The organism is Mobilicoccus pelagius NBRC 104925 (genome assembly GCF_000247995.1).
Classification (GTDB): Bacteria; Actinomycetota; Actinomycetes; order Actinomycetales; family Dermatophilaceae; genus Mobilicoccus; species Mobilicoccus pelagius.
Genome location: NZ_BAFE01000007.1, coordinates 94,679 through 116,205, shown reverse-complemented (window position 1 = coordinate 116,205; position 21,527 = coordinate 94,679). Strand labels below are relative to the sequence as shown.

Genomic DNA, 21,527 nt, shown 5'->3' with positions numbered 1-21,527 from the left:
GCATGGATGCCGACGACCGCGCCTGGACGGCGAGGGAACTCGACGATCTCGCCGGCGGGTGGGGCGTGCCCGCGGCGATTCAGCACGCCGTCGACCACCTGCCCGGATCGGCGGTCGCCGACGTCGGGTTCGACGTCGCCACGGCGATGGGAACCCTTCTCGGAGACCTCGCGGTCGTCGTCGAATCCTGCTCTCCGGAAACGGAATCCAGCGATCAGGGTGGGGCAGTGGGCGTCCCTGGATCGGGGGGCGTGCCCGGTCCCATGGGTGACGAACCGGTCGACCGTTCGGCGCTCGACGCGTCCGCAGGCGCGCGCCGCGACGTGCGCTTCGCGACGCCCGACGTCACCCGTGTCGACGCGTCCGGCGATGCCTCTCCCGACGGATCGGGCGGGGCTCCGGGGCCTGCCGACGGCGGTGTGTCGTGACGCGGCGGGCGAAGGACGTCGCGGAGTCGGCGCGGTCGGCGGTCGCCGTCACGGCGTCGTCGGTGTGGCGACCGTTCGTCCATCCGTGGATGCTCGAGGACGCCGAGCCGCTGCGGCACGCCATGCGACAGCTCGACGATCATCTGCCGCGGGTCGAGGCCGTCCTCGCGCGCACGGGGATGAACGAGGCGGCTGCAGGAGACCTCGTCACGGCCATCCGCGACGTCCGGAACGCGCTCGACGCCCTCGCGTCCGCGCTCGACGTACACGGGACGCGACTGCGTGACGTCCTCCGCCATCACCCGACGTCGCTGCGCGAGATCCGTTCGTGCACAAACGTTCTCGCGGACGCCGACGGCGACTGTCGTCGTGCGGTCGAGGCGGCCGGGCGGGCTTTGCCGACGCTCGGGAACCTCCTCGCCCGCACCCCGTGGGCGACGGCGGGGGAGCGGCCGCGCGGCCGGGCCGACCTCGAGGCACTCCCCGCGACCGAGGCGCGGGCGGCTCTCGCGCGGGACCCGCGTCTCCTCGCCGCCGTCACCGATCCCCACGACGCGACCGGGCCCGCCTGGCTCGCACCGGCACTCGGTGACGCGGACGACGATCCCGCCGTCGTCGTCGCGGCGGGGTCGCTGCTCCGCGTCGACCGGGTGCGGCGGGCATGTACGAACGCGGGTGCGGACGCCGTGCGGCGGGCCGCGCTCACCCACCCTCGTGCCCTCGGCGGCCTCGACGGGGTGCCCGTGTGGGCGCGGTGCGAGGCCAATCGGCTCGTCATGCGGTCGGAGCTGCGCCGCATGCGGGCCCGCGACCGCGAACTCGCGCGCGAGATCGCCGTCGAACACGACCGCGACGCGCGTTCGCCGTGGCGTGCGGTGACGGGCCGGGTGCTCGACGCGTGGCTCGCGAACGACGCCGCCACCGCGATCGCCACCGTCGACGTCGACCGGGCGACGGCGCGCCGGGCCGACCTGCGGGCCCTCGTCGAGCTCACCCGACGCCTCCTCCACGACCGCGTCTCCCAGGGGCGGGGCCGGTGGGGTCATCGGCAGGTCGTCGCGTTCCATCCCGACGGGCGCGTCGTCGAGCTGTGGGGGACCCTCGACGCCGAGACGGAGCAGGTGGCCGTCTACGTCGGTGGCACGGGGACGACGGTGCGGCAGTTCGGGTGGCCGACGAACATCGTCCGCGCCCTCTTTCGTGCCGACCCGACCGGGCGCACCGCGGTGGTCACGTGGATGGGTGCGCGGTTCCCGTCGGCGATCGGGACGCAGTCGCCGTTCGGTCGGTTCGCCCGCGCGGCGGCGGCGCCGTTGCGGGACTGCGTCGAAGGGCTCGACGTGCCCGACGGGGTGCCGATCACCGTCGTCGGTCATTCCTACGGCGGCACGATCGTCGGTGCGGCGGAGGCGCTGGGGCTGCGTGTCGACCGGGTCGTCCATGCCGGGGTGCCGGGGATCGGCCCGGGCGTGCGCTCGGTCGCGGACTATCCAGATCACGATGCCCTCGGCCGGGCGCGTCGCGTCACGCGGTACGCGCTCACCGCGCCGGGGGACCTCATCCGTCTGTGGCGCAGGGGGGACGCGGCGTTGTCGTCGCTGTCGTCGGTGCCGTTCGCTCCGGCCCGCACCGTGGCGGAGCGGGCGGGGGAGAAGATCCTCGGCGCGGATCCGATGACGTTGCCGGGCATCGTCGAGCTCGACACGGGCGTGTGGGAGACCGACCGCGACGATCGTCGCCGGGGCGAGGTCCTCGTCGGACCGCGTGGCCACGCCGACTGCGTCGAACCGGGAACGACGTCCTTCCGTCGCATCGTCGCCGTCGTCCAGGGCGAGGATCCGCGCGAGATCACCCCACCGCCCGACCTCGTCCCGTTCCGCCGCTGAGCCGTCGAACCCACCACGGCCGGCGGTCGTGGATCGTCGTGCCGCATCGGCGGACCGGCCCGGTGTCGTCGCGGGCGGCGCCCTGACGGGCCCGGGAACCCGGGGCACGACGCGGCCGCCGCGCACGAACCGGTTGACCGATCCGATCGCCCGGGTCATCGTCGAGGGCATGGATCGGGCCTCGGCACTGCCGTCGCGGACAGAGATGGTCGTCCCCCGCGCGGGGACCACGGTTCACGCCTGGGTCTGCGGCCCGAAGGAGGGTCCGGTCGTGGCCCTCACGCACGGGGCGACGATGGATCACCGGATGTTCGACGCGCAGCTCACCCCGCTCGTGCAGGCGGGCTACCGGGTGGTGACGTGGGACGTGCGTGGTCACGGGCGGTCGCGGCCGATCGGTCGGCTTCCGCTGCACATCTCGGACATGACCGACGACCTTCTCGCGATCCTCGACGAGCTGGGCGTCTCGGGCCGTGTCTGCGTCGGCGGGCAGTCGATGGGCGGCTACGTCGCGCAGCACCTCGTGCGTCGTTCGCCGGACCGGGTGGCGGCTCTGATCGTCATCGGCTCCACGTGCACCACCCTGCCGATCTCGCGCGGGGAACGGTGGTGGTTGTGGACCTCCCCGTGGTGGTTGGCGGCCTGGCCGTGGGGTCACCTCAAGCGGATGGTGGTGACGTCGACGGCGCTCCGGCCCGAGGTGCGCGCGTACGTCGCGGAGGTGCTGGAGGGAATGTCGAGACGGGAGTTCGTCGAGGTCTGGCGCGCGGTGGCCCGTACGGCGGTCCGGCCCGAGCCGGGCTACCGGATCGAGGCGCCCCTGTTGCTCGTGCACGGTGCGGAGGACCGGACCGGCAACATCGCGCGCACCGCACCCGTGTGGGCCGAGCGCGATCCGCTCTGCCGGTACGAGGTCGTTCCCGACGCCGCGCACAACGCCAACCAGGACGATCCCGAGGCGTTCAACCGGATCATGCTGGAGTTCCTCGCCGAGTACTACGCGGCGGTCAACCGGTGACCGGCCGTCGGTCCGCCTCTTCGTACCGGCACCGGTGACGATGCTCTGAGTCCGGTCACGTGAACGCGCCCCGGCCGCGGGTGACCGCCCCCGGGGTCTGGCCGTCGCCTGGTCGGCGCGGCCCGGATCGCCTTCCTGCGGTGGGGTGGGGGCGCGTCATGGCAGGAACGACGTCGGGCCGAGGCGACGGGCGGCGCCGGCGCGGGACTGGGAGGATGGCGACATGTTCTCCACGGTTCTCGACCTCACCACCGGCCGCACCGAGGTGGTCCGCGACATCACCCGCGAGTGCGAGCGCGTCGTCGCCGACTCCGGGGTGCGCGACGGTCTGCTCAACGTGTTCGTGCCGCACGCGACGGCGGGCATCGCGGTCATCGAGTCCGGCTCGGGCAGCGATGACGACCTCCTCACCGCGCTCGCCGACCTTCTCCCCGCCGACGACCGGTGGCGCCACGCCCACGGCACCCGCGGTCACGGCCGCACCCACGTCATGCCCGCGATCGTGCCGCCGCACGCGACCCTGCCGATCGTCGACGGGCGCACCGCGCTCGGCACGTGGCAGAGCATCACGTTCGTCGACCTCAACGTCGACAACCCCGACCGGCAGGTCCGCGTCTCCGTCGTCGAGGGCTGACGCCCGTCGACGTGACGCCGCGGGACACGGCAGGTCGCAAGGGTCGTCGGTGGGCCCACCTAGACTGAGGGGCATGTCGAGGATCTCCCGTGACCAGGTGGACCATCTCGCGATGCTCGCGCGCATCGACCTCACCGACGCCGAGAGCGAGCAGCTCGCCGGCGACCTGTCGGTGATCCTCGACTCGCTCGCGCAGGTGCGTGAGGCCGCGGCCGAGGACGTGGCGCCCATGTCGCACCCGCAGCCGCTGTCGAACGTCATGCGCGCCGACGAGGTGCGCCCCGGCCTCACCGCCGAGCAGGCCCTCGCGGGTGCCCCCGCCGCCGAGGACGACCGGTTCCTCGTGCCGCGCATCCTCACCGACGACTGAGTCGCGCCCACCTCGCCCGCACCCGATCCCGCCCCGCGAAGGACTCCCCGTGCCCCCCACTCTCGACACCCCCGAGGCCCTCACCCACGCGAGCGCGGCCGACCTCGCCGCAGCCCTCGCCGACGGCACGATCACGTCGGTCGACCTCACCCGCGCCCACCTGGCGCGCATCGAGGCCACCGAGCCCGCCGTCCACGCCTACCTCGCCGTCGACGCCGACGGGGCGCTCGCCACGGCCGCGGAGGTCGACGCCGCCCGCGCCGCCGGGGAGACGCTCCCGCCGCTCGCCGGCGTGCCCGTCGCGGTCAAGGACGTCGCCTGCACGAAGGGCCTCGTCACCACGGCCGGCTCCACGATCCTCGACGGGTGGGTGCCGCCCTACGACGCCGACGTCGTCGAACGCCTCCGGGCCGCGCGCATGCCGATCCTCGGCAAGACGAACATGGACGAGTTCGCGATGGGATCCTCCACCGAGCACTCCGCCTACGGCGACACGCACAACCCCTGGGCGCTCGACCGCGTGCCCGGCGGCTCCGGTGGTGGGTCGGCCGCGTCGCTCGCCGCGTTCTCCGCCCCCCTCGCGGTCGGCTCCGACACGGGTGGCTCCATCCGTCAACCCGCGGCCTTCACGGGCACGGTCGGGTGCAAGCCCACGTACGGCGCCGTCTCCCGGTACGGCGTCATCGCGCTCGCGAGCAGCCTCGACCAGATCGGCCCGTGCGGCCGCACCGTCCTCGACACGGCCCTCCTCCACGAGGTCCTCGCCGGGCACGATCCCCGCGACTCGACGTCGATCGACGCCCCGGTGCCCCCGGTCGTCGAGGCCGCCCGCCGCGGCGACGTCGCCGGCATGAGGATCGGTGTCGTCCGCGACCTCCTCGGGGAGGGGCTCGCCGAGGGCGTGCGCGCCCGCTTCGACGAGTCGCTCCAGCACCTCCGGGAGGCGGGCGCGGAGATCGTCGAGATCGACTGCCCGAACTTCGCCCACGCCGTCGCCGCGTACTACCTCATCCTCCCGGCGGAGGCGAGCAGCAACCTCGCCCGCTACGACGCGATGCGGTACGGCGTCCGCGTCGACGCCGGCGGCGCCGAGCGCACGATGGCCGCGAGTCGCGCCGCCGGGTTCGGGCCCGAGGTCAAGCGACGCATCATCCTCGGCACGTACGCGCTCTCCTCCGGGTACTACGACGCGTGGTACGGCCAGGCGCAGAAGGTGCGCACGCTCATCGCGCGCGACTTCGAGGCCGCGTTCGAGCGTGTCGACGTGCTCGTCTCGCCCACCGCGCCGACGACGGCGTTCCCCCTCGGGACCGAGCAGGGCGACCCGCTCGCGATGTACCTCTCCGACATCACGACGATCCCCGCCAACCTTGCCGGTCTGCCCGGTCTGAGCCTGCCGAACGGTCTCGCCGAGGACGGCCTGCCGAGCGGATTCCAGGTCTACGCCCCCGCGATGGCCGACGACCGCCTCTACGCCGTCGGCGCCGCCCTCGAGGCCCGCCTCCACGCGCAGTGGGGCGGCGGCATCCTCGACGAGATCCCCGCCCTGCCCGAGACCACGACGACGTCGGAGGCCACCCGATGACCCAGCACCTCACCCACGACGACGTCGAGCCCCTCGACCTCGAGGACGCCCTGGCCGCGTACGACCCGGTCATGGGCCTCGAGGTCCACGTCGAGCTGTCGACGGCGTCGAAGATGTTCTGCGGCTGCTCGACCGAGTTCGGCGCCGCACCCAACACCCACGTCTGCCCGGTGTGCCTCGGCCTGCCCGGCGCGCTCCCGGTCGTCAACGCGGCGGCGGTCGACTCGGCCATCCGCATCGGCCTCGCCCTCGGATGCGAGGTCGCACCGTACTCGCGGTTCGCGCGGAAGAACTACTTCTACCCGGACATGACGAAGAACTTCCAGACGAGCCAGTACGACGAGCCCATCGTCCACGACGGTCATCTCGACGTCGAGATCCCGAACGAGCACGGGGACGGCACCGAGGTCTATCGCGTCGAGATCGAGCGGGCGCACATGGAGGAGGACGCGGGCAAGCTCACCCACGTCGGTGGCGCCACCGGCCGCATCTCCGGGGCGACGCACTCTCTCATCGACTACAACCGGGCGGGCATTCCCCTCATCGAGGTCGTCACCAAGCCGATCGTCGGTGCCGGCGCCCGTGCCCCCGAGGTGGCCCGTGCCTATGTCGGGGCGCTCCGCGAGATCATGCGGGCCCTCGACGTGAGCGACGCCCGCATGGAGCAGGGTTCGCTGCGGTGCGACGTCAACCTCTCGCTGAGGCCCCGCGTCGGCGCCCCCGACAGCCCCGAGCAGCTCGAGGTGCCGCTCGGTACCCGCACCGAGACGAAGAACGTCAACTCGCTCCGTAGCGTCGAGGGCGCCGTCGAGTACGAGATCCGCCGCCACGCCGCCGTACTGCAGGCGGGCGGGTCGATCCTCCAGGAGACCCGCCACTGGCACGAGGACACCGGCGAGACCACCTCGGGGCGTCCGAAGTCCGACGCCGACGACTACCGCTACTTCCCCGAGCCCGACCTCGTGCCGGTCGCCCCGAGCCCGGAGCACGTCGAGGAGCTCCGCGCGACGCTCCCCGAGCCCCCGGCCGCCCGCCGTCGCCGCCTGCAGGAGGAATGGGGCTTCTCCGACCTCGAGATGCGCGACGTCCTCGGCTCCGGCGCGCTCGACCTCATCGCGGCCACGGCCGAGAAGGGCGCGACGCCCGCCGCCGCCCGCAAGTGGTGGCTCGGTGAGGTCGCCCGCCGGGCGAAGGCCGACGGGACCGAGCTCGCCGACGTGCCGTTGACCCCCGAGGCCGTCGTGGAGCTCGACGGCATGGTCCGCGAGGGACGTCTCACCGACGCGATGGCCCGGCAGGTGCTCGACGGCGTCCTCGCGGGGGAGGGCACGCCGACGGAGGTCGCCGACGCCCGGGGTCTCGCGGTCGTCTCCGACGACGGCGCGCTCCAGGCCGCGGTCGACGCCGTCATCGTCCGCAACGAGGGCATCGCCGAGAAGGTCCGCGGCGGCAAGGTCCAGGCCGCGGGTGCCCTCATCGGTCAGGTGATGAAGGAGATGAAGGGGCAGGCCGACGCGACCAAGGTCCGTCAGCTCATCCTCGCCACCCTCGGCGTCGAAGGCTGAGCCGAGACGGGCATCCTGGAACCATGACTGTCGAGCAGACCGATCCCGACGCCCTCCTTCTCGTCGTCGTGCGGCACGGCGAGGCCGAACCGCACTCCCCGGACGGGGACGAGCAGCGCGAGCTCACCGAGGGTGGCCGCGAGGACGCGCGGACCGCCGGCGCGTGGCTCAAGGCGCAGGGCGTCGCCCCCGACCTCGCGATCGTCAGCGCCGCCACCCGCACGCAGCAGACGTGGGAGGCGATGCAGACCGCCGGGTTCGAGGCCGAGGACACCCAGGTCGACGAGGCGATCTACAACGGCGGCCTCGACGACCTCCTCGAGGTCGTCCGCACCGCCTCCGACGACGTGCGGACCCTCGTCGTCGTCGCCCATGCCCCCGGCATCGAGGAGCTCGCGACGTGCGGCGAGGTCCACTGCGACCTCCCCGACGTGTGGAAGCCCGCGACCGTCGGTGTCCTCTCCCACCCCGGCGACTGGACGTCGTTCCCGGCGGACGACACCGCCCTCGTGTTCTGCCACGCGAGCGGGTAGGACCCTGCGGACGAGGAGCGACCCTCCCGCAGGTCCTCGGCGACCTGCGTCCGTCTCTCCGCAGCCGGCCCCACCCGCGGGTGGGGCCGGCTCTGCGGTGTCCGGGACCACCCTCCATACCGACGATCAGGTGCGGTGACTCACATCACACCTGAATTGATTCGACCAATTGTTCACCGCTGCACCGTGGTCGAAGTCATGACCGAACACCCGTCCAAAGTCGCCCCCGCCACATCCTTCAGCCTCCTCCTCCGCGGCCGATGACGGAGGAGCCGCCCGTTCTGCCACGCGGGCGGCCCGCCTCCAGGGACGGAGTCGGATCAAGGATGAGGGGTGCGCAGGATGCGGGAACACCGATGGATCGTGACGTTGGGTGTCGTCGCCGCCATGGGGAGTCTGCTCGCTCCCGCGGCGCACGCCACCGGGGCCGAGGAGACGGGCGCGAAGGTCACGGTCGAAGGTGTCGTCGAGCGTCTCGCCGACGTCACCTCAGGGGTCGACGCCGCCGTGCGTCTGCCAGACGGGGAACGTCTCCCGCTGCGGGACGCGGACTCGGTCGGCGCGGGTGACCGTGTGCGTCTCACCGTTCCCGTCCCCGCCGACGCGGTCGCGGACATCCGCGCCGGCCGCCGCGTCGAGGGCACGGACGTCGTCGTCGACCGCGCCGAGCTTCGCGCCGCGACCCGCCGCCCCGCTCCGAGCGGCTCCGGGCTCTCGGACGCCGTCGTCGGTCATCTCTCCGACGAGGGGACTCCCGTCGCGGGCACGGGCGCCGTCGTCCTCGCCCCCGCTCGGACCGCCCAGGGTGCCTCGGCGCCGGCCGTGCACGCTCTCACGGTCGCGGTCGTGCGCCCGAAGGGTGTGCAGGGCACGGTGGCGACGGCCGCCCAGGTGGCCTCCCAGGTCGGCGGCGCCGACGCGTACTGGCGCGAGCAGAGCCGCGGCGCAGTCTCGCTCCGCCTCGGCTCGGTGTCGAAGCCGTACGCCTCGGCGTACTCGTGCAGCGACTCCCCGTTCTCCATGTGGACGGAGGCGGCGCGCGCGACGGGGTTCACCGAGGGTGACAACCGCCACCTCGTCGTCCTCCTCCCGCGCTCGGCCCTCGACGCCGGGTGCTCCTACGGTCTCGCCTCGATGGGCGGACAGCTGTCGACCGGAGGCGTCGTCTACGTCTCGGACACCTCCTGGCCCGTCCTCGCTCACGAGATCGGCCACAACCTCGGCCTCTCGCATGCCAAGGGTCTGCACTGCCGGTCGGTGACCGACGCGAACCTCGGTCGTCTCGCCGCCGGCTGCTCCCTCGAGGAGTACGGCGACCCCCACGACGTGATGTCCGCCTCCGCGCAGGACAACGCGGGCTCGCTCTCGCTCCCGCAGGCCGTGCGTGTCGGGCTCGCCGACACCCGCGACTACGTCGACGTCACCGGTGGGACCCGCACGCTCACGCTCCGCCCCGTCTCCGGCCTCACCGGGGTGCGGGCCGCCCGCATCCGCGACCCCCGCTCGGGCGCGGTCTACTGGGTGGAGTACCGCGATCGGACCCGTCGCGACGCGCGTCTCTACACGCCGATGGCGGCCGGAGTGCGGGTGCTCCGCGAGGAGCCCGCGACGGCCGACAGTCCCTGGCCGGCCACGGTCTCTCTCGATGCCTCGCCGACGGGCGCGGCCAACGACGCCTCCTGGGCGCTGCCCGCGGGATCGACGTTCACGACATACGGCGGGGGAGTGGGCGTCACCGTCACCGGTGTCCGTGGAGGGGCCGTGGCCGTCGAGGTCGTCGTCGCCTCGGGTGCCCGTGCCGTGGGGACGCCCGGCCGGGTGACGCGGGCCTCTGCTCCGGTGTCGCGCCCTGCGGTGAAGAAGGCCGGGCCCGCCACCCCGAAGGTCTCGATCGACAACCGCGGTGTCGTCTCGTGGAAGTCGGGCACACGTGGCGTGCGCTACGACGCGGCGATCCGTACGGTCAAGGGGCGCGCCGTCTCCACGCCGCGCACCTGGTACTCGAAGACGACGCGGACGTCGGCCCAGCTCAAGGGTGCCCGCGGCACCACCGTGCACGTCCGGGTGCGCGCCGTCTCCGGCGGCACGGGAAGTGCGTGGTCCGGATGGCACGCGGTCGCCTTCGGCTGACCCACCTCACTCCTCAGATGTGGTCTCGCAATGCGAGATCGGCGTCTCACATCTTTGACGGGCGGGGTCCGCTCGGGCAAGGTGGGCGCATGCCCATGATCCTCGTACTCACGTGAGCGCGTCGGCCCCACCTCGCTGACGCGCATACCCCATCGTCCCCACGGCGGACGGCGGGGTTTTTTCATGGGTGCCCACCCGGAGCGACCGATCCGGGTGGGTCGTCCCGCCGACTCCGGCCGGGAGGACGGCAGAATCGACCGTGACACGACCGTGCCCGACCTCGCCCCACACGACTCGAATTCACGAAAGCGGTGACCCACCGTGACCGATCCCCGCACCCCGCGCCCCGCGCCGCCCCCGCGGGCCCCGCGTGGCGATGCCACGTCCTCGTCCGGACCCGTGGCGCCCGGCCCCGGCCCCCAGAGCTCGGGGCAGGTCGTCGTCGACGAGCTCACGGGTGCGGAGAGCCTCGTCCGCTCCCTCGAGGAGACCGGCGTCGAGGTCGTCTTCGGGATGCCGGGCGGTGCGATCCTCCCCGCCTACGACCCCCTCATGGACTCCGAGAAGGTCCGTCACATCCTCGTGCGCCACGAACAGGGCGCGGGGCATGCGGCCGAGGGCTACGCCGCCGCCACCGGGCGGGTCGGCGTGTGCATGGCGACCTCGGGCCCCGGCGCGACGAACCTCGTCACGGCCCTCGCCGACGCCCACATGGACTCGGTGCCGATCGTCGCGATCACCGGGCAGGTGGGCAGCAGCTCCATCGGCACGGACGCCTTCCAGGAGGCCGACATCCGCGGCATCACGATGCCGATCACGAAGCACAACTACCTCGTCACCGACCCCGAGCAGATCCCCCGGGCGATCGCCGAGGCGTTCCACATCGCCTCGACCGGCCGCCCCGGTCCGGTCCTCGTCGACATCACCAAGGACGCGCTCCAGGCGCGCACCCGGTTCGCGTGGCCGCCCAGGCTCGCCCTGCCCGGCTACCGGCCGGTGACGAAGCCGCACAGCAAGCAGATCCGTGAGGCCGCCAGGCTGATCGCCGCCTCGCGCCGCCCGGTGTTCTACCTCGGTGGCGGCGCGGTGCGCTCCGGCGCGAGCGACGTGCTGCGCGAACTCGTAGACCTCACGCAGATCCCCCTCGTCACCACCCTCATGGGGCGCGGCGTCGTGCCAGACACGCACCCGCTGCACCTCGGCATGCCGGGCATGCACGGCTCCGTGTCGGCGGTGACGGCCCTACAGAAGGCCGACCTCATCATCGCGCTCGGCGTCCGCTTCGACGACCGCGTCACCGGCAAGCTCTCGACCTTCGCGCCGCTGGCCAAGGTCATCCACGCCGACATCGACCCGGCGGAGATCGGCAAGAACCGGACCGCGGACGTGCCGATCGTCGGCGACTGCACCCAGGTCGTCACCGACCTCCTCGACGAGCTCCGCGCCGACGAGTTCGAGGCCGACTACTCCGCCTGGCACGCCGAGGCGCTGTCGTGGAAGGAGACCTACCCGATCGGGTACACCGAGCCCGAGTCCGGTCTCCTCTCCCCGCAGTACGTCATCGAACGCCTCGGCGCCCTGTCCGGCCCCGAGGCGATCTATGCCTCCGGCGTCGGCCAGCACCAGATGTGGGCGGCGCAGTTCATCGACTACGAACGCCCCCGCGCCTGGCTCAACTCCGGCGGACTCGGCACGATGGGTTACTGCGTGCCGGCGGCCATGGGCGCCAAGGTCGGCGAACCCGACCGCGTCGTCTGGGGCATCGACGGCGACGGCTGCTTCCAGATGACCAACCAGGAACTCGCCACCTGCGTCATCAACGAGATCCCCATCAAGATCGCCGTCATCAACAACTCCTCGCTCGGCATGGTGCGGCAGTGGCAGACGCTCTTCTACGACGAGCGCTACTCCAACACCGACCTCCACACGAGCCACGGCTCCTCCCGCATCCCCGACTTCGTCAAGCTCGCCGACGCCTACGGCTGCGTCGGGATGCGGTGCGAACGCAAGGAGGACGTCGACGACACGATCCGCAGGGCGCTCGAGATCGACGACGGCCCGGTCATCGTCGATTTCGTCGTCTGCCGCGACGCGATGGTGTGGCCGATGGTCCCCGCCGGCGTGAGCAACGACGAGATCCTGTACGCCCGCGGCATGTCCCCCGTGTGGGACCGTGCCGACGAGGAGGAGACCCGCGCCATCGACGCGATGAACGAGAAGGCTGGAGGTGCCCGATGAGCCGCCACGTGCTCTCCGTGCTCGTGCAGAACCAGCCGGGTGTGCTCACGCGCATCGCCGGCCTGTTCTCCCGACGCGGGTTCAACATCGCGAGCCTCGCCGTGGGCGAGACCGAGGATCCCGCGATCTCCCGCATGACGGTCGTCGCCGACGCCGACGAGCTTCCCGTCGAGCAGGTCACCAAGCAGCTCAACAAGCTCGTCGAGGTCATCAAGGTCGTCGAGCTCGAGAGCTTCGTCGAGCGGCGCATCATCCTCATCAAGGTCCGCACCGACCCCACGACCCGCAGCCACGTGCTCGAGACCGTGGACCTCTTCCGCGCGCGGGTCGTCGACGTCTCGCCCGACAGCCTCACCATCGAGGCCACGGGCAAGGTCGAGAAGCTGGAGGCGCTGCTCTCCCTCCTCGAGCCGTACGGCGTCCGCGAACTCGTCCAGTCGGGCATGGTCGCCGTCGGCCGCGGATCCCGTTCGATCAGCGACCGCAGCGCGCGCCACTGAGCGCCGCCCGGCCCCACCTCTCACGCACCCACCTCACGCACCCCTCACCAACGAAGGAGCCCCTCGTGGCACAGATGTTCTACGACGACGACGCCGACCTCTCGATCATCGCGGGCAAGAAGGTCGCCGTCATCGGTTACGGCAGCCAGGGCCACGCCCACGCCCTCAACCTGCGCGACTCCGGCGTGGACGTCCGCATCGGCCTCGCCGAGGGCAGCAAGAGCCGTGAGAAGGCCGAGGCGGAGGGCCTGCGTGTCCTCTCCGTGGCCGACGCGACCGCCGAGGCCGACGTCGTCGTCATCCTCGTGCCCGACCAGCACGCCCGCACGGTCTACGCCGAGCAGATCCAGCCGAACCTCAAGAAGGACGCGACGCTGCTCTTCGCGCACGGGTTCAACATCCGCTTCGGCTACATCGAGGCCCCCGAGGGCGTCGACGTCGTCATGGTCGCCCCCAAGGGCCCCGGCCACCTCGTGCGTCGCGAGTACACCGACGGCCGTGGCGTGCCGGTGCTCCTCGCCGTCGAGAAGGACGAGTCGGGCACGGCCTGGGACACCGCCAAGTCCTACGCCAAGGGCATCGGCGGCCTGCGCGCCGGCGGCATCGGCACGACGTTCACCGAGGAGACCGAGACCGACCTCTTCGGCGAGCAGGCCGTCCTCTGCGGTGGCGCGAGCCAGCTCGTCATGTACGGCTTCGAGACCCTCGTCGAGGCGGGCTACCAGCCCGAGATCGCCTACTTCGAGTGCCTCCACGAGCTCAAGCTCATCGTCGACCTCATGATCGAGGGCGGCATCGCCAAGCAGCGCTGGTCGATCTCCGACACCGCCGAGTACGGCGACTACGTCTCCGGCCCGCGCGTCATCGACAGCCACGTCAAGGAGAACATGCAGGGCGTCCTCGCCGACATCCAGAACGGCACGTTCGCCAAGCGCTTCATCGACGACCAGGACGCCGGGGCGCCGGAGTTCCAGGCCCTCCGCGAGAAGGGTGCTCAGCACCCCATCGAGGCCACCGGCCGCGAGCTGCGCAAGCTCATGGCCTGGGTCAAGGACTCCGACTCCGACTACACCGAAGGCTCCGCCGCCCGCTGAGTCCCCGGTGCCCCTCCGGCCCGTTCCTCACGGGTCACCCGGACGCCGGGCCACGACACCGTTCGTGGTCCGGCGTCCGGGTGTCCGCGGTCCGGGGTCTGTGTTCGATGGTCCGGCGGAGGCGGCCGAGGGGGCGGTGGCGGGGGCCCGTGGGGCGGACGCGCCGAGGTGACGCGGGGGGAGCGGGGCGAAGTCGTCGACGCGGTGGGGCTCGCGGGGCGACATCGTCGTGTGTCCCGAGTCGGCGCAGAGGTGTTCGCACCGGTCAGGGTTTCTTCTGAAGTGTGCAAGGCGTCGGGCGGCTGTCGGTGGGGCGTGCTCCAATGGAATCGGTGATCGGGGGGAATCACCACACCCGTGCGCCTGCGGCCCCGCCGTGCGCACCTCGTCCCGGCGGGCAGCGTCGCGCGCCCGGGCGGTCGACGACAACCGCTACCCGTAGATCTCGAGGAGCATGATGACCTGGCGTGGACGAACGACCCTGGCGCTGGCGCTCGTGTGCGGCGTCACCGCACCCGGGATCGCCCACGCAGACCCCGTTCCGAGCCCGTCGCCGACGGAGCGCAGCGTCTCCCAGGCCGAGGTCGAGGCCGCCAGGGAGGCGGCCACGGACGGGGCCGCCGAGGTCGCCGCCGCCCAGAGGAGCCTCGACGCCGCGCGCCTCGCCGAGGAGGACGCGCACCGCGACGCCGAACTGGCCGCGGAGAAGGCCAACGGCGCCCGAGCCCTCCTCACGGAGAAGACCCAGGCCGCGGCCCGCGCCCGCCGCGCCGCCGATGCGGCCGCCGCGCGTGCCGCCGAATCGAAGAGCGCCGTCGAGCACATGGCGGCCCGCCTCTACATGCAGGGCGGCAGCCTCGGCGAGTTCGCCTGGCTGTTCGCCGGATCCACCGCCGACCTCGCACGCGCCGAGGCCGACGTCACCGCCGCACAGGACTACCGCACGGGTCGTCTCGCCGACGCGCGTGAGGCCCAGGCCGAGGCCGCCGCTGCCGCTGCCGCTGCCGACGCCGCGAAGAAGGCCCAGGAGAAGGCCGCGGCCGAGGCCGCGAGCGCCCTCGCCGACGCCCAACGTGCCGCCGAGTCCGCCGAGGCGCGCTCGCGTCAGCTCGAGGCGCAGGAGAAGCGCCTCGTCGCCCGCCTTGCCGAGCTGCGCCGCACGAGCGTCGAGGTCGAGCAGCGTCGTCAGACCCGGCTCCGCGAGGCCGCAGACGCCGCCGAGGCCGCCCGGATCCGTGCGCAGATGGAGGAGTCCGCCCGCGCCGCCGCCGCGGCCGCCTCGTCGGCCCGGACGTCGGGCTCGTCGTCGATCGGCACCGCCCCCACCGATCTCCCCGCACCGAACTCGACCGGTGCAGCCGCCGCGATCGACTTCGCGCGTGCCCAGCTCGGCAAGCCCTACCGGTGGGGCGGCACCGGCCCTGGCTCGTTCGACTGCTCCGGCCTCACGCTCGGGGCATGGACCTCGGCCGGTGGGCGCCTGCCGCGGACCGCCCAGTGGCAGTACGGCGCGACCTCCCGGGTCCCCATCGCCGACCTGCAGCCCGGCGATCTCGTCTTCTTCGGGTCGAGCGAGCGCTCGATCCATCACGTCGGCCTCTACGTCGGCAACGGCGCGATGATCGAGGCGCCGCACACGGGCGCCGTCATCAAGTACTCCCCGATCTACCGCCGCAGCCTGCTGCCCATGGGGGGACGCGTCGGCTGACGTGCGTCTCACATCATGAATCATGCGTACCGGAGAGCGAGACGGCCGCCGCTAGGATGAGGGTATGCCCACGCACTCCGCAGATCCCGTGACGTCCGAGACCGCTTCTCCCACCGACGGTTCCGGCGCGCCCCTCGACGTCGCCGTCATCGGGGGCGACGGCATCGGACCCGAGGTCACCGCCGAGGCCGTCAAGGCCCTCCGCGCCGTGCTCGGCCAGGACGGCCTCACGACGACCGCGTACCCCCTCGGCGCCCGCGTGTGGCACGAGACCGGCGAAGCGCTCCCCGACGGCACCCTCGACGACCTCCGTCGACACGGCGCGATCCTCCTCGGCGCGATCGGCGACCCGAGCGTGCCGAGCGGCGTCCTCGAGCGAGGGCTCCTCCTGCGGCTGCGGTTCGAGCTCGACCACTACGTCAACCTGCGCCCCTCCCGCCTGTTCCCCGGCGTGCGCAGCCCCCTCGACGTCGCCCGCGTCGCCCCCGACGGCATCGACTTCGTCGTCGTCCGTGAGGGCACCGAGGGTCCGTACACCGGCAACGGGGGAGCGCTACGCGTCGGCACCCCCGCGGAGGTGGCCACCGAGGTGAGCGTCAACACCCGCTTCGGCATCGAGCGGCTCGTCCGCGACGCGTTCGCTCGCGCCCAGGCGCGGCCCCGCCGGCACCTCACCCTCGTGCACAAGCACAACGTGCTCTCCTATGCCGGACACCTCTGGCGTCGCACGGTCGAGGAGGTCGGCGCCGAGTTCCCCGACGTGAGCACCGACTACCTCCACGTCGACGCCGCGATGATCTTCCTCGCGACCGACCCCGGCCGGTTCGACGTGATCTGCACCGACAACCTCTTCGGCGATATCGTCACCGACCTCGCCGCCGCCGTCACCGGCGGCATCGGCCTCGCCGCCAGCGCGAACATCAACCCCGACCCGGCCGTGCCGAGCATGTTCGAGCCCGTCCACGGTTCCGCACCCGACATCGCCGGGCAGGGCAAGGCCGACCCCACCGCGGCGATCCTCTCGGCGGCGATGCTCCTCGCCGACTCCGGACGCTCCGCCGAGGCCGCCCGCATCGAGGAGGCCGTCGCCGCCGACCTCACCTCCCGCGGCGCCGGATCCCGCTCGACGAGCGAGATCGGCGACGCCGTCGTCCGTCGCCTCGCCTGAGATCTCCGCGACGACGGCCGGGCAGCTCTGCGCCTCGCCATGGAACCTCGTCCCTGCGCCTCGTTCGGAGAGGTGCAGCGCCGGGGCGTGCCTGACCGCCGTCCGTTATTCTGCGGACGACGGGCCCGTCACCGCCTCGACCACCGTCGTCGGCACCGCGCCCCCGATCCATCCCCGTCGCCGTGGAGAGGAACCCCATGCTCACGTTCACCACGAACAGCCGCACCGACCGTATTCCCGCCGAGGAGCGCGCCCGCGTCCTCGCCGACCCGGGCTTCGGCAAGACGATGACCGACCACATGGTGCGCATCCGGTGGACCCGCGACGGGGGCTGGGAGAACGGCGATCTCCTGCCCTACGGGCCGATCTCGCTCGACCCCGCGGCGAGCGTCCTCCACTACGGCCAGGAGATCTTCGAGGGGCTCAAGGCGTACCGCCACGAGGACGGCTCGATCTGGTCGTTCCGCCCGCAGGCCAACGCCGAGCGCCTCCAGCGCAGCGCACGCCGACTTGCGCTGCCCGAACTCCCCACCGACGACTTCGTCGAGTCGATCAAGGTGCTCGTCGACGCCGACCAGGACTGGGTGCCCGACTACGGCACCGGCGAAACGAGCCTCTACCTGCGGCCGTTCATGATCGCCTCCGAGGCGTTCCTCGGCGTGCGCCCCGCGAACGAGGCGACGTACTACGTCATCGCCTCCCCGGCCGGTGCCTACTTCTCCGGCGGCATCAAGCCCGTCTCGCTGTGGCTCTCCACCGACTACGCCCGTGCGGGCGACGGCGGCACCGGGGCCGCGAAGTGCGGCGGCAACTACGCCTCTTCCCTCGCCGGTCAGGTGCAGGCCGCCGAGTACGGCTGCGACCAGGTCGTGTTCCTCGACTCCTCGACGCACACGTACATCGAGGAACTCGGCGGCATGAACCTCTTCTTCGTGTACCGCGACGGCCGCCTCGTCACCCCGCAGCTCACCGGCACGATCCTCGAGGGCATCACCCGCAGCTCGATCCTTCAGCTCGGCAGCGAGATGGGCCTCACCGTCGAGGAGCGCCGCATCCCCATCCAGGAGTGGAAGGACGGCGTCGCCTCGGGCGAGATCGCCGAGGTCTTCGCGTGCGGCACGGCCGCCGTCGTCACCCCCGTCGGCACCCTCAAGTGGGATGGCGGCGAGTGCACGGTCTCGACCGAGCCGGGTGAGGCGACGATGAAGATCCGCGAGACCCTGCTCGACCTCCAGTACGGCAAGACCGCCGACACCCGCGGGTGGATGCAACGGCTCGTCTGAGCCGGCTTCGGGCACTCCACCCGAGCGACGGCATCCGGCCGCGCCCCGCCGCGGCCGGACGCCGTGCTTCATGCGTGTTCGCCGAGGCCGGCCCGTAGAGTCGGTGTCACCATCCACGATCGGGGAGACCATGGACGAGAGTATGGAGCAGGCCCGGCAGGCAGCGGCCGAGAGGCTCGGCGAGGCGTGGCGTCGCGGCTACATGGAGGCCGGCGAGCACGAGCGTCGCACCACCGCTCTGCGACGCGCGGAGTCGATCCAGCAGGTCGAGGCGATCGAACGCGGTGACCTTCGGGACGTCGACGGCGGCGTTCACGCCGGTGGTGGGCTCTCGCCCATCCCGCCGGTCTCGCCCGTCGAGGAGCGCCCCACGGGCGCAGCGGTGGCCGCTCCCGATCCGTCGGGAGAGGTGTCGCAGAGCTCCGGGCGTAGGCTCGACCCCAAGATCGCCGGAGCGATCCAGGGCGTCGTCCCGCTCGTCGCGGTGGCGTTGTTCTTCCTCACCAACGACTCGATGGACCGGGCGTGGCTGTGGTTCCTGCTCATCCCCATCGTGTGGACCGTGCTGCCTGCCCTCACTCGAGGCGGCTCCTGCGACGACGACTCCGCTGAAGAGTAACCGTCGACTCTGGCGCACCGCACGCGGAACCGCGGGGAGGGCCGGACACCCGTACTGAGGGGTGAACACCCTCATCGCGGCCATGATCGGACGTCGAACCTGATGGTTCGGCTATGGCATCAGGAGCCAGACCGTCGACAGCAGGACGACGAGGGCCGCCAGAGCCATGACGTCGCGGCGGGCGATCCGAGGACGCGCACTCCGGCGCTGCCACGCATACGTCGCACGTGTGACGACGCCGCAGGCCAGGGCGCACATCGCGCCGATGAACAGGAACTCGTAGGCGAGATAGGCACCCGGTGTCTGGCCGAAGTCGTACCCGAGTACGTCGGGCGTGTTCATGTAGCCGAGACCCAGGACGCGGGCGACTGCTCCGCAGCCCACCACGACGGCGAGCGTCGCGACGAAGGTCGGCGAGAACCGGACACTCCGACAGCGGTGACGGGTGAGGTCGCTGGTGCGATCCATCCCCGGCTCCCTTCGTCGGTCGGGGCTCCTCGCTCCATGGGCAGCCCCGTGCGAGGACACCGGCCTTCGCTTGCCCCGGATTCCAGCGTAGGGCGGCGCGGGACGTCGTGGGGACCTTCCACGGGTTCGGTCGGGTTGGCGACCGTCAGGCGGGAACCGCTGGTCGCGCGTACGCTCCGAGCCCAAGCGCGGACGCGCCGGTCGTCTGCCGCGCGGCGTCCGCGCCGTCATCGCGGACGCAGGAGGGCGTCACGACGGTTCGGGTCCCGTCAGAGGACGGCGCCGCAGACCTCGACGAGACGCCGACGAATCGGCTCGGCCCGGGTCGCGAGGTCGCGCTGGGCGGCGACGTAGATCGCCCGGCCCTCGGCGGTCTCGATGCGGACGGGGTCGAAACCGAGTTCGCGCAGGTCGTAGGGCGATGCCCGCATGTCGAGTTCGCGGGCCGAGCGGGCGAGTCGGAACGCGTCGACGAGCAGCGCACCCGGGACGAGTGGACCGAGTTTCGTCGCCCACTTGTAGAGGTCCATCGTCGCGTGCAGACAGCCGGGTTGTTCGTGGTCGGTCTGGGACTCGCGGGTGGGGGAGAGCAGGTTGAGGGGACGCGCGGCCGGGGTGAAGAACCGGTAGGCGTCGAAGTGGCTGCACCGGATCGGCAGTGACTCGGTGACGGCGTCGGTCTCGGCCTGGCCGAGCCGCAACGGCCAGTTCTCGTGTCGTTGCTCGCCGGGGCGGAGGGCGTACACCATCGCCCACTCGTGCAGGCCGAAACACCCGAGGTGAGGGGGCCGGGCGGCGGTGGCCGCGAGCAGGTCGTGGACGAACCGCACCGTGTCACCCCGTTTGGCGAGGTAGGCGTCCACGTCGAGGAAGACGCCCTCCTCGTCGTGGGAGTAGAACGCCCAGGCGCCGCGGCCGCAGGGATCGTCACCGAGGAGTTTCACCCTGGCCCCGGGGTGCCAACCCCGCATCTGCCCGGGCCGATGCCGGTAGTAGACAAAGAGGAAGTCCTCGACAGGGTGGCCGGCTCCGGTGCGCCGCCGGGCGAGGTGGGCGTCGGTGAGCTGGTCGATCGCGTCGGTATGGGCTCGTTCCTGCGCCCGCCACTGCTGTTCCGCCCGTCGCTCCACGGCGACGAGGGTAGCCGAGGCCCGCGAGCGACGAGGTGCCGGCGGATCTCGCGCAACAAAAGAGCTGTCGCGGGACGACCCACGGCAGGGAAGAAGTGCGATTCCGCTGGTCACGCCGTTGCGCCTGTCGCAGGCATCACCAATGACCGGTCTTTGTTGCGCGAGATGCGTAGGTCGTCTCCGCCTCCCTGCCTCCGACCGACGGCGGCACACCGCCGCGAGATCGCTGCGCGTCGTGCGGCCGGTGTCGCTGGTGTCCGGACCGTACTCTGGTCGGGACCGCGCTCTTCTCAGGAGGCCAAATGCGTTGTCTGCCTGTGGGTGTCGTCGTTCTCTCGTTCGTTCTGGGACTGTTCGCCGGGGGCCTGCCGACCGCGGCCGCCTCTCCTGCCGAGACGACGGCGACGGTGCGGCCGTACCTGGTGCTCGGTGATTCGCTCTCGGCGGGCTACCAGCCGGGCCAGGGTGATGAGAAGCGCGGCGGTTACGCCGCCCGGGTCGCGTCGGGCATGGCGCGGCGTGGCACTCCGGTTCGCATCACGAACCTCGCCTGCACGGGGGAGGGCACCTCGACCATGCGTACCGGCGGGCGATGCGCCTATCGAGAGGGCAGCCAACGCGCGGCGGCTCTGGCGTTCCTGCGCGCCCATCCCGACACGACGCTGGTGACGGTCTCGCTCGGCGCCATTGATCTGCTGCGGTGCCTCTCCGAGCGCGGGCGGACGTACCGCGTCGACGTGCGCTGCACCCAGCGCTCGATCGGCAGGCTTCGACCTCGGCTGACCTCGCTCCTCACCGAGCTCCGTCGCGCGGCTCCGAACGCGCGGATCCTCGTTCTCGACTACTACGACCCCTTCCAGGCCGCCTCCCTGCGCGGCACCTCGACCCGGGCGGCCGCGAGCCTGTCGGGAATCGTTCGTACCCAGGTCAACGCCGCCGTCCGGGGAGCGGCCCGGGACGCGGGGGTGCGGGTCGCGTACGTCACCGAGTCGTTCGACGACGGGTGGCTGCGTCGCGTCGACCTGCCCGGGCATGGCAGGGTTCCGGTCAGGGTCGCGCGGATCTGCACGTGGACGTGGATGTGCAGCCGCGGCGACATCCACCCGAACGACCAGGGCTATCGCGTCATCGGAGACGCCGTCCTGAGGTCGCTGACGCAAAGGAGATGAC

General features: G+C 72.2%; 19 protein-coding genes. 17 read left to right on the top strand and 2 right to left on the bottom strand.

The window, feature by feature from the left end:
• Positions 1–2 precede the first annotated feature (2 nt).
• The 16 genes from MOPEL_RS02115 (at position 3) to MOPEL_RS02035 (ending at position 18,759) form a co-directional block, all read left to right on the top strand.
• Positions 3–428: a hypothetical protein gene (locus tag MOPEL_RS02115; RefSeq protein WP_009481201.1), complete on the top strand. Its 426-nt coding sequence runs from the start codon at positions 3–5 to the stop codon at positions 426–428.
• Positions 425–2,314 (top strand): alpha/beta hydrolase, encoded by a 1,890-nt coding sequence (locus tag MOPEL_RS02110; protein ID WP_009481200.1) that lies wholly within the window; start codon positions 425–427, stop codon positions 2,312–2,314. Before MOPEL_RS02115 ends, MOPEL_RS02110 begins: the two co-directional genes overlap by 4 nt.
• 271 nt (positions 2,315–2,585) lie before the next feature.
• Positions 2,586–3,332, top strand: a complete 747-nt coding sequence (locus tag MOPEL_RS02105; RefSeq protein WP_245544686.1) for an alpha/beta fold hydrolase — start codon at positions 2,586–2,588, stop codon at positions 3,330–3,332.
• A 223-nt stretch (positions 3,333–3,555) separates the two neighbouring features.
• Entirely contained in the window at positions 3,556–3,966 is a 411-nt protein-coding gene (locus tag MOPEL_RS02100; RefSeq protein WP_009481198.1) for a secondary thiamine-phosphate synthase enzyme YjbQ, read from the top strand.
• Positions 3,967–4,039: 73 nt separating this feature from the next.
• Positions 4,040–4,336 carry an Asp-tRNA(Asn)/Glu-tRNA(Gln) amidotransferase subunit GatC gene (gene gatC / locus MOPEL_RS02095; RefSeq protein ID WP_040632343.1) on the top strand — a complete coding sequence of 99 codons (297 nt, stop codon included), beginning with the start codon at positions 4,040–4,042 and terminating at the stop codon, positions 4,334–4,336.
• A gap of 49 nt (positions 4,337–4,385) precedes the next feature.
• Complete coding sequence (gatA, locus tag MOPEL_RS02090) at positions 4,386–5,921, top strand: Asp-tRNA(Asn)/Glu-tRNA(Gln) amidotransferase subunit GatA (protein WP_009481196.1); 1,536 nt, start codon at positions 4,386–4,388, stop codon at positions 5,919–5,921.
• Positions 5,918–7,486 (top strand): Asp-tRNA(Asn)/Glu-tRNA(Gln) amidotransferase subunit GatB, encoded by a 1,569-nt coding sequence (gatB, locus tag MOPEL_RS02085; protein ID WP_009481195.1) that lies wholly within the window; start codon positions 5,918–5,920, stop codon positions 7,484–7,486. The genes gatA and gatB overlap by 4 nt, the downstream gene beginning before the upstream one ends.
• 23 nt (positions 7,487–7,509) lie before the next feature.
• Complete coding sequence (locus MOPEL_RS15610) at positions 7,510–8,019, top strand: SixA phosphatase family protein (RefSeq protein WP_009481194.1); 510 nt, start codon at positions 7,510–7,512, stop codon at positions 8,017–8,019.
• A gap of 342 nt (positions 8,020–8,361) precedes the next feature.
• A complete protein-coding gene (locus MOPEL_RS02070) occupies positions 8,362–10,149 on the top strand; it encodes a M12 family metallo-peptidase (protein WP_051992171.1) in 1,788 nt (595 codons plus the stop codon).
• Between the two features lie 399 nt (positions 10,150–10,548).
• The gene (locus tag MOPEL_RS02065) at positions 10,549–12,387 is read left to right on the top strand and encodes an acetolactate synthase large subunit (RefSeq protein WP_009481192.1); all 1,839 of its coding nucleotides are present in this window, start codon (positions 10,549–10,551) and stop codon (positions 12,385–12,387) included.
• Positions 12,384–12,887 carry an acetolactate synthase small subunit gene (ilvN, locus tag MOPEL_RS02060; protein ID WP_009481191.1) on the top strand — a complete coding sequence of 168 codons (504 nt, stop codon included), beginning with the start codon at positions 12,384–12,386 and terminating at the stop codon, positions 12,885–12,887. The genes MOPEL_RS02065 and ilvN overlap by 4 nt, the downstream gene beginning before the upstream one ends.
• Before the next feature lie 65 nt (positions 12,888–12,952).
• Positions 12,953–13,981: a ketol-acid reductoisomerase gene (ilvC, locus tag MOPEL_RS02055; protein ID WP_009481190.1), complete on the top strand. Its 1,029-nt coding sequence runs from the start codon at positions 12,953–12,955 to the stop codon at positions 13,979–13,981.
• A 454-nt stretch (positions 13,982–14,435) separates the two neighbouring features.
• Entirely contained in the window at positions 14,436–15,689 is a 1,254-nt protein-coding gene (locus MOPEL_RS02050; RefSeq protein ID WP_083841686.1) for a C40 family peptidase, read from the top strand.
• Positions 15,690–15,753: 64 nt separating this feature from the next.
• On the top strand, positions 15,754–16,857 hold the full coding sequence (locus MOPEL_RS02045) for a 3-isopropylmalate dehydrogenase (RefSeq protein ID WP_009481188.1): 1,104 nt from the start codon (positions 15,754–15,756) through the stop codon (positions 16,855–16,857).
• A 197-nt stretch (positions 16,858–17,054) separates the two neighbouring features.
• Positions 17,055–18,140, top strand: coding sequence for a branched-chain amino acid aminotransferase (locus tag MOPEL_RS02040; RefSeq protein WP_009481187.1), 1,086 nt, complete (start codon positions 17,055–17,057; stop codon positions 18,138–18,140).
• Between the two features lie 130 nt (positions 18,141–18,270).
• Entirely contained in the window at positions 18,271–18,759 is a 489-nt protein-coding gene (locus MOPEL_RS02035; protein ID WP_141631123.1) for a DUF1707 domain-containing protein, read from the top strand.
• Positions 18,760–18,870: 111 nt separating this feature from the next.
• Here the strand turns inward: MOPEL_RS02035 and MOPEL_RS02030 are convergent, their stop codons facing one another.
• Both MOPEL_RS02030 and MOPEL_RS02025 read right to left on the bottom strand, forming a co-directional pair.
• Positions 18,871–19,227 (bottom strand): hypothetical protein, encoded by a 357-nt coding sequence (locus tag MOPEL_RS02030; protein WP_009481185.1) that lies wholly within the window; start codon positions 19,225–19,227, stop codon positions 18,871–18,873.
• A 269-nt stretch (positions 19,228–19,496) separates the two neighbouring features.
• Positions 19,497–20,357, bottom strand: coding sequence for a hypothetical protein (locus MOPEL_RS02025; RefSeq protein ID WP_009481184.1), 861 nt, complete (start codon positions 20,355–20,357; stop codon positions 19,497–19,499).
• Positions 20,358–20,659: 302 nt separating this feature from the next.
• Here MOPEL_RS02025 and MOPEL_RS02020 point away from each other — a divergent pair, with 302 nt between their 5' ends.
• Positions 20,660–21,526: an SGNH/GDSL hydrolase family protein gene (locus tag MOPEL_RS02020; RefSeq protein ID WP_009481183.1), complete on the top strand. Its 867-nt coding sequence runs from the start codon at positions 20,660–20,662 to the stop codon at positions 21,524–21,526.
• The last annotated feature ends 1 nt before the right edge of the window (position 21,527 follow it).